This is a genomic window from Cellulophaga sp. HaHaR_3_176 (assembly GCF_019021925.1).
Classification (GTDB): Bacteria; Bacteroidota; Bacteroidia; order Flavobacteriales; family Flavobacteriaceae; genus Cellulophaga.
Map to the genome: position 1 here is coordinate 1178109 of NZ_CP058990.1, position 14786 is coordinate 1192894.

The window sequence follows — 14786 nt, forward strand, 5'->3', positions numbered from 1 at the left end:
TGTAATTAGGTGAAATAGTATGGTAAAAAAAATCAATATTATAATTATTTTATTATTTGTTTGTTCAATAGTTAAAGCAAACGAATATCACATTTCTAAAAAAGGAGATGATTCTAATGAAGGTAGTAAAGAGTTACCCTTTAAAACCATTTCTAAAGCAGCTAAAATAGCACAACCTGGTGATGTTATTATCGTGCATGAAGGTGTTTATAGAGAACGTATAAATCCTTTTTATGGAGGAACAAATGATAGAAATAGAATTGTTTACCAAGCAGGCGAAAATGAAAATGTTTGGATAAAAGGTTCTGAAGAAATTAATACATGGCAGAAACACAAAGGATCTGTTTGGAAAGTAGTAATCGACAATAGTTTTTTTGGAGATTTTAATCCCTATAAAGAAATTTTATATGGCGATTGGATAACTAAAACGTATGGCAGAGACCACCACTTAGGAGAGGTTTATATAAATGGTAAAGCATTATATGAAATTGATAGTTTAGCTAAAGTAAGTTTAGAAATACCTTTAGAAAGGGCAACAGATGTGGAGGGGTCTAAGTATAAATGGTACTGTGAAACAAATCAGAAAACAACAACATTGTATGCTAATTTTAAAGGTAAAAACCCGAATAAAGAAGTAGTAGAAATTAATGTAAGACCAACTGTGTTTTTTCCAAAAAAAACAGGAATTAATTATATTACTGTTCGTGGTTTTAAAATGGCGCATGCAGCAACTCAATGGGCACCGCCAACGGCAGAACAGCAAGGTTTAATTGGTCCTAATTGGAGTAAAGGGTGGATTATTGAAGATAATTTAATTACGGATTCTAAATGTTCTGGTATTGTAATAGGGAAAGAAAGAGGGTCTGGTCAAAACGCATGGCGTAGAGATAAGAAAAAACACGGTACACAACGTGAACGCGAAGTTGTTTTTAAAGCATTACAGATGGGGTGGTCGAAAGATATAGTAGGTTCTCATATCATCAGAAATAATACAATTAAAGATTGTGAACAAGGCGGAATTATTGGTCATTTGGGTTGTGTTTTTAGTGAAATAAGTAATAATCATATTTATAATATAAATGTAAAGAAACAGTTTGATGGTTGGGAAATAGGAGGAATTAAACTTCATGCCGCTATAGATGTTGTAATTAAAAATAATTTTATTCATGATAATCACAGAGGTATATGGCTCGATTGGCAAGCACAAGGCGCGCGAGTATCTGGTAATCTTTTATTTAATAATAAAGATCAAGATTTATTTGTTGAGGTAAATCATGGCCCGATGATTATCGATAATAATATTTTATTATCAGAGACAGCAATATTAAATGCATCACAAGGTACAGCGTTTGTAAATAATTTGATTGTAGGAAGCATACAAATGCGAGAAGCAAAAAATCGTTTTACACATTATCATTTTCCTCATTCAACACAAGTATTAGGTATGATGACAGTTATTTTGGGTGATGATCGTTATTACAATAATATTTTTGCAGTAAATAATGAGTCTATAGAAAAAAACCAATTTTATGGTTTAGATGCATATAACGATTTTCCTGCAGCAACATACAAATGGAAATCACCAGGAGGTCTTAATAGTTATAATAAACAAAAATTTCCTGTTTTTATAGATGCTAATCTATATTTAAATAAAGCGAATCCTTCAACAATTGAAACTAATTTTATAGAAAATAGAGTTTTAAAACCAGAGATAAGTTTATCTAAAGAAGCTGATGGTTATTATTTAAATATTAAAACAGATACAAGTTTTGATAAAATAAAGTCACAATTTATAAATACGAATTTGTTAGGTTTTTCATTTCAATCAGAAGCTCCTTTTGAAAATCCAGATGGTTCTCAGCTAACCATCAACCAAGATTATTTTGGTAATGAAAGAGAAGTAAAAAAACCTTTAGTAGGTCCGTTTCAAAGTTTAAAAATTGGAGAAAATAGAATTAAAGTTTGGAGTAATTGAGCCTTTTATTCGACTTCTAATATGACTTATTTTTAAAAATTTTAAAATTTAATGAAGACAATATAAAATTTACAAATTTTACTGCTTTAGCAGTAAATAGAGGCATTCATATACTATTAGTATTCAACTAACTTAAAAATGGTCTATCGTTTATACGATATGAACCATCATTTATAAGCATAAATAATGGTTTTTATGAACTTGCATGAGGTTTAATATTAATATATTGTGTATGTCTCATTTTTATAAATTTTCAGTACTATTATTTATTTTTTTTCTACCTCAAATCATACTTGCTGATGTAACATTGAACAGTTTGTTTTCTGATCATATGGTAATACAAAGGGACACTAAAGTACCTATTTGGGGTTGGGCAGATGCTAATGAAAAAGTTGAAGTTTCTACAAGTTGGGGCGAAAGTGAGTTTGTAATAACTGGAGCAGATGGAAAATGGCGCGTAGATATTAAAACACCTAAAGCAGGTGGTCCACATATAATTACGGTATCTGGAAAAAACACAATTGAAATAACAGATGTTTTGTCTGGTGATGTTTGGATTTGCACAGGGCAATCGAATATGGATTTTTCGATGTCTAAATTTGTACGTGATGCTAAAGATCCAAAACACCAACCTTTGGTTGAATATATCAGAAAAGAAGTTGCAACAGTTAATGACGATTGGATTAGACATATAGAAGTACCACAAGCAGCATCTTTATTTAAGAAAAAATTAAATTTTGAAGATACTTGGCGAAGTGCAAACCCTGAACAAATCGGTAAGATAACTGCAACAGGATACTTTTTTGCAAAAGAACTACGTAGCCAAGTAAAAGTACCAATAGGCTTATTAGAGTGCTCATGGGGAGGAACAAAGATTCAACCATGGCTTTCAGAAGAAACCTATATGGCCGACCCTAATATGAAAGCTTATTTTGAAGCTAGCCGAAAAGAATCGAAGGAAATCATTGAAATTATGGATTCCGAAGGTTATGTAGATACAGCTTATGAAGCAGAACTGGCTAAATGGAATACAGGTGGGAAAAAAGAAAGAAAACCAAAACCAACTATTGATCCGAGAGAAGATAGACAGTTACCTGCATCAGATTATAATGCGATGCTTTCTGCAATAATTCCTTTTGCTATAAAAGGTGGTATTTGGTACCAAGGAGAAAGTAATGCTGTTTTTATGCCAAATGAATATGAAGATTATTTAACGGCTATGATTAATAGTTGGAGAGCAGAATGGGGTCAGGGCGATTTTCCTTTTTACTGGGTACAATTAGCCGCATGTAATCGTGGTAATGATGAAGCTGATAAAGGTTGGGCAATAGTAAACGATGAATTACGTCGTACTTTAAAAGTGCCAAATACAGGTATGGCTGTTTTATATGATATTGGAGAACCTAAAGATATACACCCACATAATAAAATGGACGCAGGGAAGCGATTGGCGTTATGGGCATTAAAAAATGATTACAATATAAATGTTCCGGCAGTAAGTGGACCATTATATAAATCAATGAAAATTAAAGCTAAAAAAATTGAAATAGAATTTAGTGAGGTAGGCTCAGGGTTAATGGTTGGTCATAAAACACTTTTAGAAGATGCTATTTCGGTAAATGAACCTTTAAAATGGTTTGAAGTTAAAGGCTCAGATGGTATCTGGAAAAATGCAGAGGCTAAAATTTCATCAAAAAATACGATTACAGTTTGGAGTAAAGAGGTTTCAGAACCTGCTCAAGTTCGCTATGCATGGTCAGGTAACCCAGAGGGAGCAAATTTATATAATAAAGAAGGTTTACCGGCAGCTGTATTTTTAACGGAATAAAATTACCAAAGGAAAAAACATTTAGCATTTTGATTAAAAGAAGGTAAACTTTAATGTTATTAAATAATCCTGAGAACAAAAAGCAGATTGTAAAACTGAAAATTGGAGAACATGATTTGGTTAGAGAAGAAATTGCTTTGCAATGGAATGATAGAACTTTTAAATGATGAATTTAAAATTCACTTAAAAAAAAGGAATGAATTATAACATACGAGTGGAGTATAAAGTTCCTGATTACAAATACTAAACTAACCAACGAAAAACGATAACAAAGAGAAGATGAGAAGATTAAAACAAGTACTATTTATGTTTGTTTTGGGGTGTGTATTTACATTAAATGCACAACAAAAAATAACGGTAGATGTAAATGATAATGGAGAGCATTTTGAACATTATTGGAGTAAAATGGTGGGAGCAGGCCGAGCTAACGAAGGTTTAAGAGCTGGTTGGTTAGAACAGTTAGGGCAAGTTCAAGAAAATTGCGGATTTGAGTATGTACGTTTTCATGGTTTATTTCATGATGATATGTTTCCTGTTTTTGAAGAAAAAGGAAAAATTGTTTATAATTGGCAGTATATAGATGATTTGTTTGATAGAATGTTAGATTTAAAAGTAAAGCCATTTGTAGAGCTAGCTTTTTTTCCTAAAATTATTGCAGCTGAAAATAGTAAAACTCAATTTTGGTGGAAAGCCAACATAACACCTGACGAAGCAAAATATGATTTATGGCACGATTTAGTACAAGCTTTTACGCAACATTGTGTAGATAGATATGGAATAGAAGAAGTAAAAACATGGTATTTTGAAGTTTGGAATGAACCTAACCTGAGTAGAGGCTTTTGGAATGGCACCAAATCTCAATATTTTGAGCTATATAAACAATCGGCCTTAGCTGTGAAATCAGTAAATAATGAATTAAAAGTAGGAGGACCATCAACTAGTAATTTTGTTCCTGATACACGTTTTGAAGGTGAAACAACTAATGAAAATGTATCAGACGCTATTTTTAAAACTAAAGATATTAATGCTTTACAGTGGCATGGTGTATGGATTGAAGATTTTCTTACGTATTGTAAAAAAGAAAAACTTCCGGTAGATTTTGTGAGCACACATCCATACCCAACTGATTATGCTTTTAATCCAGAAACAGGAAAAGGAAGAGGACTTACTCGTTTTGTAGGTTCGTTAAAATTAGATTTAGAATGGTTAAATAAAACGATAGCTAAAAGTGCATACCCTGATGCTGAAATTCATTTAACAGAATGGAATACGAGTCCAAGTAGTCGTGATGAAACTCATGACCGTTTGCCTGCAGCGGCATATATTGTAAAATCTAATTTAGATTGTATTGGCTTAACAAATTCTTTAGCATTTTGGACATTTACTGATATTTTTGAAGAAAAAGGAGGTGCATCAAGTATATTTCATGGTGGTTTTGGAATGATAAATTTTCAAGGTCTTGTAAAACCATCGTATCATGCTTACAGAATGCTTCACAAACTTGGTGATCAAAAGTTATATAAAGATGATTATTTATTTGTCAGTAAAGATTCTGCAAATGGGAGCATAACCGCTTTAGCATATAATTATCCTGTAGAGTATGAAAATGCTGTACCGTCAGGTAAAAACAAACGTGAGGAAGGAACTTCTAAAAAATTAGATTTTATATTAACAGGCCTAAAAGCTAATACAAGATTTGAAATAGAAATTTTAGATAAAGATCATGGTAATATTCATAACCTTTGGGAATCAATGGGAAAACCAGAACCACCAACTCGCGAAGAAATTAAAGTTATGAAAACCTATGCAAATACGATGAAAACAGAGATTTTGATGGCAGATGAAAATGGTAAATTAGCCATAAATCATGTTATTACTCCTTGGAGTCTTGTACTAATCAAACAATTAAATTAATGCGTATTTTAAATTTCAAAAAAATCACATCTAAAATAAGTATACTTACTTTTGGCTCATTTTTAGTATTGTTATTATGTAACTGTACAGCAAATAAAAATGTAATTATAATTAATGGAGAGTCAGTAACTACCAATTTAATTTACGAAGCTAATTTTGATGGAGACTTAGCAAATTGGCAAGTAGAACAAATGCCAAAAGGGACTGTTGAAATTAATAAGAGCAAGTTAGAAATTGATGATGTCGCGGGTTGCACTGTTTGGCTTAAAGAAAAATTTGAAGGTTCTATATTAATAGAATACGATGTGTTTATAATTGAAGACGGAGGCCTAAATGATAGGGTATCGGACTTAAATTGTTTTTGGATGGCTACAGATCCAGAAAATTCAAACAACCTGTTTGAAAACTCAAAAAACCGAGGAGGTAAATTCTCAAATTACGATACTTTACAATTATATTATATGGGTGTTGGTGGTAATGATAATGGTACTACTCGCTTTAGAAAGTATGTTGGCGATGGAGAACGCCCATTACTTGATGAACATGATTTAAAGGATGCTAAATTTATGTTAGAAGCGAATAAGAAATATCATATTAAAATTATAGCACACGCAGGTATTATCCAATATTATAGAGATAATGAGTTGTTTGTAGATTTTGAAGATAAAAACCCATATACATCTGGGTATTTTGGATTTAGAACCGTGAAAAACCACATGACTGTAGATAATTTTAAAGTACACCAATTAGTTTCTGAATAAATACAAAAAGCTCATTAATGAAGTATTATAAAGTAGCATTATTATGTGTTGTTACGTTTCTGTTTACAGGAATGAAAACTGATAAAAAAGATATATACCATAAAGGTTGGATAGATTTTAATAAAAACGGAATTAAAGACGTTTTTGAAGATTCTAAAGCACCTTTAAATGCCAGAGTCGATAATTTAATCTCATTAATGAATGTAAATGAGAAAACGTGTCAGTTAGTTACATTATATGGTTTTTCGCGTGTTTTAGAAGATGAAATGCCAAACGAAAAATGGAAAAATAGAGTTTGGAAAGATGGTATTGCTAATATCGACGAACATTTAAATACAATTTGGAATCAAGAAAAAACACATACCAAATACGCTTTTCCATATAAAACACATGCCGAAGCTATTAATAAGGTTCAAAAGTGGTTTATAGAAGAAACAAGAATGGGTATTCCCGTTGATTTTACAAATGAGGGAGTACATGGTTTGTGCCATGAAAAAGCGACTCCGCTTCCTGCACCTATTGGTATCGGTAGCACATGGAATAAAGATTTAGTTTATAAGGCAGGTACTATTGTAGGTAGAGAAGCAAAAGCTTTGGGATATACTAATGTTTATGCACCTATATTAGATGTTGCTCGTGACCAACGTTGGGGTCGTGTATTAGAATGCTATGGAGAAGAACCTTTTCATATTTCTGAAATGGGTAAGCAAATGGTATTGGGTATTCAATCAGAAGGTGTAGCATCTACTTTAAAACATTTTGCGGTTTATAGTATACCTAAAGGTGCTAGAGATGGTGATGCCAGAACCGACCCGCATGTAGCTCCAAGAGAAATGTTCCAATTACACTTATATCCTTTTAAGAAAGTGATTAAAGAAGCTGCACCCATGGGAATAATGAGTAGTTATAATGATTACGATGGAGTACCAGTTACAGCTAGTCCTTATTTTTTAACAGAATTATTGCGTGAACAATATGGTTTTGATGGGTATGTAGTTTCAGATAGTGAAGCAGTGGAGTATGTATCAGAAAAGCACCATGTAGCAGAAGATTATAAAGAAGCAGTGCGTCAAGTTATTGAAGCAGGTTTAAATGTAAGAACAACGTTTAGAACACCAGAATCGTTTGTTGAACCGTTAAGAGAATTAATTGATGAAGGTAAAATTTCAATGCAAACGATCGACTCAAGAGTAGCCGATGTTTTAAGAGTCAAATTTAGATTAGGTCTTTTTGATAGTCCTTATGTAGAAAACCTAAAAGAAACAAATTCATTAGTACATACAGCTGCCGATGAAGAGTTTTCGAAGCAAATAAACAGAGAGTCTTTAGTCTTATTAAAAAACGAAAATAATTTACTGCCTTTAAATATAGATAAGATCGATAATATATTGGTAACCGGACCATTAGCTAACGAGGTGAATTTTACTTACAGTCGTTATGGGCCAGCTTTTAACCCTTCGGTCTCAGTATATGAAGGTGTTAAAAATTATGCAGGCGATAAGGCACAAGTTAATTTTGTAAAGGGTTGCGATATTATCGATCCTAATTGGCCAGAAAGTGAAATTATTCCAACACCACTATCAGCAAAAGAACAGGCAGATATTGATGAAGCTGTTGAAAAAGCAAAGCAATCAGATATTATTATAGCTGTTGTTGGTGAAGATGATGAACGTGTTGGAGAAACAAAATCAAGAACGAGTTTAGGTTTGCCTGGTCGACAGTTTGAATTGGTACAAGCACTTTATGCTACTGGTAAGCCTGTAGTTTTGGTTTTAATTAATGGTCAGCCACTAACCATTAATTGGGAGAATAAATTTTTACCAGCCATATTAGAAGCTTGGTTCCCTAGTACTGCAGCAGGTGAAGTTATTGCTGAAACATTGTTTGGTGACTATAATCCTGGAGGCAAATTATCAGTAACTTTTCCTAAATCAGTAGGTCAAATACCCTTAAATTTTCCATACAAACCAGGTTCACAGGCAGGCCAACCAGGCGCAGGACCAAATGGTTATGGTACAACTAGAGTTCTAGGGCCATTATATCCTTTTGGGTATGGATTAAGCTATACTACTTTTGAATATAGTGATTTGATAATTTCAAGAAAATCGTTAAAAGCTCAAGCTAGTATTAATGTTTCATTTAAAATAAAAAATACAGGAAAGCGCGAAGGTGATGAAGTGGTTCAAATGTATGTAAAAGATAAAGTTAGTAGTGTAACAACTTACGAGTCTATATTACGGGGTTTTGATCGTATTCACTTAAAAGCAAATGAAACAAAAACGGTTAGTTTTACTTTAGAACCTGAAGATTTAGAAATTTTAGATAAGGATATGAATTGGACTGTAGAGCCAGGCGATTTTGAGGTTTTAATAGGCGCATCATCAGAAGATATTAAGTTAAAAGAAACTTTTAAAATAGAGTCAGTTAACAATTAGTACCTTTTTTTATGAAATATAGCTAGTGGCTCATTGTTACTATTCATCTAAAAAAAATTTCAATTTGAACATATTATAATATTGTATTTATATAATTATTTATATTAGTAAAAACTACAAATTATTTTGCCAGTATTTATGGAAAAAAAACAAAACGTACTTAAAATACATAAGAAAGATAATGTTATTGTCGCTTTAACAGATTTAAAAAAAGGCGAAGAAATTACGTTTGAGAATCATGTTTATCAGCTTCAGAATAACATATCAGCGAAACATAAATTTGTTACTGAAAACCTAGCAAAAAATGATGCTGTTTATATGTATGGTGTATTGGTTGGGAAAGCAAAAAAAGCAATTATAAAGGGAGATTTAATTAGTACAACAAACCTTATACATGATACCGAAAAGTATGGTGTAAATGAGTCAAAAAGTAAGGAAATTTGGAAAGCTCCAGATGTGTCTAAATTTGCAAACAAAACATTTAATGGCTACCATAGGGCAGATGGTAAAGTAGGAACCGAAAATAATTGGTTAATTATTCCTTTAGTATTTTGCCAGAATAGAAACGTGGAGGTTTTACAACAAGCATTAGTTGAAAAATTAGGTTACGGAAAAAAGCAACATTTAGGGTTGGATGTAGATGCTTTAATTAACGATTATAAATCAGGGGTTTCAGCAGATGATATTTTAAATAAAAATATTTTAAAAGACGCTGAAGAAACCAATAAAAACTTGTTATTCCCGAATGTAGATGGTGTTAAGTTTTTAACCCACGATGGTGGTTGTGGTGGCGCAACATCTGATTCTATTACACTTTGCAACCTTTTAGCAGGGTATATAAATAATCCAAATGTAGCAGGAGCTACTGTTTTAAGTTTAGGATGCCAACATGCACAAGCAAGTATATTACAAAAAGCATTAAATCAAATGTCTTCAGAACATCAAAAACCAGTTTTTGTTTTAGAACAACAGCAAAGTGTATCTGAAAAAGAATTATTAGCAGAAGCTGTAAAGAAAACCTTTGTAGGTTTAATGGAAGCAAATAAAATAGAACGTAAACCAGCTAGCCTTTCAAAATTAATAATTGGTTTAGAATGTGGCGGATCGGATGGATTTTCGGGTATTTCTGCAAACCCGACTTTAGGGTATGTATCTGATTTAATTGTAGGCTTAGGTGGTGCAACAGTTCTATCAGAATTTCCAGAACTCAATGGCGTAGAACAAGAGCTAATAAACCGTTGTACACATACCGAAAAAGCAGAGAAGTTTTCACATATAATGTCTACTTACAACTCAAAAGCAGAAGCTTTAGGAGCCGCTTTTTCAATGAATCCTTCGCCAGGAAATATAAAAGATGGTTTAATTACAGATGCTATAAAATCAGCCGGAGCAGCTAAAAAAGGAGGAACATCACCAGTAGAAGATGTTTTAGATTATACAGAACAAGTTGTTAATTCAGGTTTAAACTTATTATGTACACCAGGTAACGACGTAGAATCTACAACAGGTTTGGCAGGTTCTGGTTGTACTATAATTCTGTTTACAACAGGTTTAGGTACACCAACAGGTAACCCAATTACGCCAGTTGTAAAAGTATCGACCAATTCGACACTTTTTAATAAAATGAATGATATTATAGATTTTAATGCAGGGTCAATAATTGAGGGTGAAAAAACGATAGAGCAATCAGGAGAAGAGCTTTTAGATTTTGTGATTGAAGTAGCAAGTGGTAAACAAACCAAAGCAAGGCAATTAAGACAAGACGATTTTATTCCTTGGAAAAGAGGAATGTCTTTATAAAAAAAATATCAATTTAAATTAAGCATAAGAAAATGACAAAATTCAGTCTAAAAAATAAAATAGCGGTTGTAACAGGTGGTGGTAGCGGTATAGGAAAATCTATATGCTTAACTTTTGCTAAGCAAGGTGCAGCAGTACATATTTTAGATTTTAACTTAGAAGCAGCACAAGAAACGGTACAAGAAATTAAAGCTTTAGGAGAGAAGGCAGTAGCTTATAAATGCGATGTTGCAAACCAAGCAAATGTAGAAGATATTGTAAAAAAAGTTGCAGAAAATGGCACTATAGATATTTTAATTAATAACGCAGGTATAGCACATGTTGGTAATATTGAGGCTGTAGAAGAGGCTGATTTAGATCGACTTTATAATGTAAACATAAAAGGAGTTTACAATTGTATTAAAGCAAGTTTACCTTTTTTAAAGAAAAGCGGAAAAGGAGTTATTTTAAATATAGCATCAATAGCGTCAACAGTAGGTATCAATGATCGTTTTGCATATTCTATGACAAAAGGTGCTGTTTTAACAATTACATATTCTATTGCAAAAGATTTTATAAAAGATGGTATTCGTTGTAATTGTATAGCTCCAGGCCGCGTACATACGCCTTTTGTAGATGGATTTATAAAGAATAATTACCCAGGTAAAGAAGACGAAATGTTCGAAAAACTTTCGAAAACACAACCAATAGGCCGTATGGGTAAACCACAAGAAATGGCTGACTTAGCACTCTTTTTATGTTCAGACGAGGCTGGTTTTATAACAGGGTCTAATTATGCTATTGATGGTGGTTTTGTAACATTAAATGGAAACTAAAAAACTATAAATTTAAATAAAATATACAGATGAAATTAATACGATTTGGCGCTGAAGGAAATGAAAAACCAGGATTACAATTAAATGACGGAACTCGAATAGATGTATCTGCATTTGGATCAGATTATACAGAGGAATTTTTTGGAAATGACGGTATTGAAAAATTAAAAAAATGGGTGATTAATCATAAAGAAAATTGTCCTAAAGTGCCAAACGATACGCGTTTAGGAGTGCCTTTAATCAGACCTTCTAAAATTGTTTGTGTAGGTTTAAACTATGCACAACATGCAGCAGAAGCGGGTATGGATATTCCAAAAGAACCGGTATTATTCTTTAAATCAACAACAGCTTTAGTTGGTCCTAATGATGATGTTATCATTCCGAAGAACAGTGAAAAAACGGACTGGGAAGTAGAATTAGCGATTGTTATTGGTAAAAAAGCATCTTATGTTGAAGAGGCTGATGCTTTTGATCATATTGCAGGTTATGTTTTGCATAACGATGTAAGTGAGCGTGCTTTTCAAATTGAAAAATCAGGGCAGTGGTGTAAAGGTAAAGGCTGTGATACTTTTGCTCCTGTAGGACCTTTTATAGCTACAACTGATGAAATTAAAGACCCTAATAATTTAAGCCTTTGGTTAAAATTAAACGGTAAAAAAATGCAAGACAGCAGCACATCTGATTTTATTTTTAATGTACAATATGTGGTAAGCCATATTAGTCAATTTATGACTTTATTACCAGGCGATATTATATCAACAGGTACCCCTTTTGGAGTAGGCTTAGGTTTAACACCACCAATGTATTTAAAAGAAGGTGATGTGATGGAATTAGGTATAGAAGGTTTAGGAACATCTAAGCAAGTTTGTAAAAATTACAAGGCTTAATATTCTAGCTATTCATTTTATAAAATTAAAAATTTAACACCTTTTTACATGGATTTGAAATTAAAAGACAAAGTTATTATAGTAACAGGCGGCTCAAAAGGTATTGGGTTAGGTATTGTAGAGTCTTTACTTAGAGAAAATGCGATACCAGTTATCGTTACCCGTAATAAAGAAAGTGTTTTAGAGGTTTTAGAAAATTTTAAAACTAAAGGTCACGATGTGTTTTATACACTTGCGGAGCTTACAGATGCTGAAAAATGTAAAAGTGCTATAGACGCTACAATTGCTAAATATGGCCGTATTGATGGTCTTGTAAATAATGCGGGTGTTAATGATGGTGTGGGTTTAGAAAGTGGCGATTATGATGGGTTTATGACGTCTATAAAAAGAAATTTAGCGCATTATTATTTAATGGCCCATTATGCCTTGCCTGAATTAAAAAAGAGTAAAGGTGCGATTGTAAATATAGGTTCTAAAACGGCTGATACGGGTCAAGGTGGTACATCTGGTTATGCTGCTTCAAATGGTGGGCGTAATGCATTAACAAGGGAGTGGGCAGTAGAACTTTTGCCATATAGTATACGTGTAAATGCTTTAATAGTTGCAGAATGTTACACGCCTTTATATGAAAAATGGATAAGCACTTTTTCTGATAAAGAAGAAAAATTAGCAAGCATAACAAAAAACATTCCTTTTGAGAATAGAATGACGACTGCTGAAGAAATTGGCGATACCGTTGCTTTTTTACTTTCGAGTGTCTCAAGTCACACCACAGGGCAATTGTTATATGTAGATGGTGGCTATACGCATTTAGACCGTTCAATAGAATAATCACCCAAAAATAGTAACAAATGAAACGCTATTGCTTGGCACTTGATCTTAAAGATGATCAAAAATTAATAGATGAGTATGTTGCTTATCATAAAAAGGTATGGCCAGATATTTTAGAAAGTATCAAAGCATCAGGTATTCATACTGCTGAAATTTATCTGGTTCAGAATCGGTTATTTATGATGCTTGAAACACAAGAAAATTTCTCTTTTGAAAAAAAAAATGAAATGGACTTAAGTAATAATACCGTTCAAGAATGGGAAAATTTAATGTGGACCTATCAACAAGCATTACCAGGTTCTAAACCAGGTGAAAAGTGGAAATTGATGGATTGCATTTTTAAATTATAATATAAAATCAGAGAAACGACTATAGCACAATGGCACATACTTTTAATACAAAATACCCATCTATAGATGATCTTAGAACAAAAGCAAAAAAACGAATGCCTCGTTTTGCTTTTGAATATTTAGATGGTGGCTGTAACGAAGATGTTAATCTACATAGAAATACATCAGAATTACGAGAGGTACAATTAAAGCCAAATTATTTACGATCGTTTAATGGATCAAGCTTAAAAACATCATTGTTTGGTGTAGAGTACGATGCACCTTTTGGTATAGCACCAGTTGGTTTACAGGGGCTTATGTGGCCAAATTCGCCTGAAATATTAGCCAAAGCAGCTTTTGAGCATAATGTGCCTTTTATACTAAGTACTGTAACAACAAGTAGTATTGAACGTGTTAGTGAGTTAACAGAAGGCAAAGCGTGGTTTCAATTGTATCATCCAGCTAAAACTGATTTACGAGATGATATTATAAAAAGAGCTGAAGCAGCACATTGCCCTGTATTAGTTATTTTATGCGATGTGCCTACTTTTGGTTTTCGTCCTAGAGATATTCGAAACGGGTTAGCAATGCCTCCAAAAATGAGCATTCAGAATATTTTACAAGTTTTAGGCAAACCAACTTGGGCATTAAATACTTTAAAATATGGGCAACCAAATTTTGAAACCTTAAAACCATATATGCCAAAAGGTTTAGATTTAAAACAACTAGGTAAATTTATGGACCAAACTTTTTCAGGTCGTTTAAATGCCGAAAGAATAAAACCGATTCGCGATATGTGGAAAGGTAAAATAGTTTTAAAAGGTGTAGCCTCTCATGAAGATGCAGAAGAAGCGATTCGTTTAGGTTTAGATGGTATTATTGTGTCGAACCATGGTGGTAGGCAGTTAGATGCAGGAGAATCTACCATTAGACCTTTAGAAACTATAGCAGAAAAATACGGTGATAAAATTACGGTAATGATGGATAGTGGTATTCGTTCGGGGCCAGATGTGGCTAGAACCTTAGCTAGTGGCGCAGACTTCACTTTTTTAGGGCGTAGTTTTATGTATGGTGTCGGAGCACTTGGTAAGCAAGGCGGAGATCATACCATATCATTACTTAAAGCAGAATTGCAACAGGTTATGGAGCAGCTTTGTTGTGAGAATACAAGTGATCTGAGTAAAAATTTAATCAAACAAAAATTCAAATAA

Annotated in this window: 11 protein-coding genes; all 11 read left to right on the top strand. The window is 32.8% G+C overall.

Going from position 1 to position 14786, the window contains the following annotated elements; all coding sequences use genetic code 11:
- Positions 1 to 19 precede the first annotated feature (19 nt).
- A complete protein-coding gene (locus H0I23_RS04970; protein ID WP_216785354.1) occupies positions 20 to 1975 on the top strand; it encodes a right-handed parallel beta-helix repeat-containing protein in 1956 nt (651 codons plus the stop codon).
- 232 nt (positions 1976 to 2207) lie between these two features.
- A complete protein-coding gene (locus H0I23_RS04975; RefSeq protein ID WP_216785355.1) occupies positions 2208 to 3803 on the top strand; it encodes a sialate O-acetylesterase in 1596 nt (531 codons plus the stop codon).
- Between the two features lie 279 nt (positions 3804 to 4082).
- The gene (locus H0I23_RS04980) at positions 4083 to 5717 is read left to right on the top strand and encodes a hypothetical protein (protein ID WP_216785356.1); all 1635 of its coding nucleotides are present in this window, start codon (positions 4083 to 4085) and stop codon (positions 5715 to 5717) included.
- Positions 5717 to 6478 carry a DUF6250 domain-containing protein gene (locus tag H0I23_RS04985; RefSeq protein WP_216785357.1) on the top strand — a complete coding sequence of 254 codons (762 nt, stop codon included), beginning with the start codon at positions 5717 to 5719 and terminating at the stop codon, positions 6476 to 6478. Before H0I23_RS04980 ends, H0I23_RS04985 begins: the two co-directional genes overlap by 1 nt.
- Before the next feature lie 17 nt (positions 6479 to 6495).
- Positions 6496 to 8913 (top strand): glycoside hydrolase family 3 N-terminal domain-containing protein, encoded by a 2418-nt coding sequence (locus H0I23_RS04990; RefSeq protein ID WP_216785358.1) that lies wholly within the window; start codon positions 6496 to 6498, stop codon positions 8911 to 8913.
- 138 nt (positions 8914 to 9051) lie between these two features.
- Entirely contained in the window at positions 9052 to 10713 is a 1662-nt protein-coding gene (locus tag H0I23_RS04995) for a UxaA family hydrolase (RefSeq protein ID WP_216785359.1), read from the top strand.
- Between the two features lie 32 nt (positions 10714 to 10745).
- Positions 10746 to 11528, top strand: coding sequence for an SDR family NAD(P)-dependent oxidoreductase (locus H0I23_RS05000; protein WP_216785360.1), 783 nt, complete (start codon positions 10746 to 10748; stop codon positions 11526 to 11528).
- 29 nt (positions 11529 to 11557) lie between these two features.
- Positions 11558 to 12415: a fumarylacetoacetate hydrolase family protein gene (locus H0I23_RS05005; RefSeq protein WP_216785361.1), complete on the top strand. Its 858-nt coding sequence runs from the start codon at positions 11558 to 11560 to the stop codon at positions 12413 to 12415.
- Between the two features lie 48 nt (positions 12416 to 12463).
- On the top strand, positions 12464 to 13246 hold the full coding sequence (locus H0I23_RS05010) for an SDR family oxidoreductase (RefSeq protein WP_216785362.1): 783 nt from the start codon (positions 12464 to 12466) through the stop codon (positions 13244 to 13246).
- A gap of 20 nt (positions 13247 to 13266) precedes the next feature.
- A complete protein-coding gene (locus H0I23_RS05015) occupies positions 13267 to 13596 on the top strand; it encodes an L-rhamnose mutarotase (RefSeq protein WP_216785363.1) in 330 nt (109 codons plus the stop codon).
- Between the two features lie 29 nt (positions 13597 to 13625).
- Entirely contained in the window at positions 13626 to 14786 is a 1161-nt protein-coding gene (locus H0I23_RS05020) for an alpha-hydroxy acid oxidase (protein ID WP_216785364.1), read from the top strand.

What these genes read in the sequence shown, in the direction of transcription:
- H0I23_RS05010 (WP_216785362.1), top strand. Translation starts at nt 12,464, where the DNA reads ATGGATTTGAAATTAAAAGACAAAGTTATTATAGTAACAGGCGGCTCA.
- H0I23_RS04995 (WP_216785359.1), top strand. Translation starts at nt 9,052, where the DNA reads ATGGAAAAAAAACAAAACGTACTTAAAATACATAAGAAAGATAATGTT.
- H0I23_RS04985 (WP_216785357.1), top strand. Translation starts at nt 5,717, where the DNA reads ATGCGTATTTTAAATTTCAAAAAAATCACATCTAAAATAAGTATACTT.
- H0I23_RS04975 (WP_216785355.1), top strand. Translation starts at nt 2,208, where the DNA reads ATGTCTCATTTTTATAAATTTTCAGTACTATTATTTATTTTTTTTCTA.
- H0I23_RS04970 (WP_216785354.1), top strand. Translation starts at nt 20, where the DNA reads ATGGTAAAAAAAATCAATATTATAATTATTTTATTATTTGTTTGTTCA.
- H0I23_RS05005 (WP_216785361.1), top strand. Translation starts at nt 11,558, where the DNA reads ATGAAATTAATACGATTTGGCGCTGAAGGAAATGAAAAACCAGGATTA.
- H0I23_RS04980 (WP_216785356.1), top strand. Translation starts at nt 4,083, where the DNA reads ATGAGAAGATTAAAACAAGTACTATTTATGTTTGTTTTGGGGTGTGTA.
- H0I23_RS05015 (WP_216785363.1), top strand. Translation starts at nt 13,267, where the DNA reads ATGAAACGCTATTGCTTGGCACTTGATCTTAAAGATGATCAAAAATTA.
- H0I23_RS05020 (WP_216785364.1), top strand. Translation starts at nt 13,626, where the DNA reads ATGGCACATACTTTTAATACAAAATACCCATCTATAGATGATCTTAGA.
- H0I23_RS05000 (WP_216785360.1), top strand. Translation starts at nt 10,746, where the DNA reads ATGACAAAATTCAGTCTAAAAAATAAAATAGCGGTTGTAACAGGTGGT.
- H0I23_RS04990 (WP_216785358.1), top strand. Translation starts at nt 6,496, where the DNA reads ATGAAGTATTATAAAGTAGCATTATTATGTGTTGTTACGTTTCTGTTT.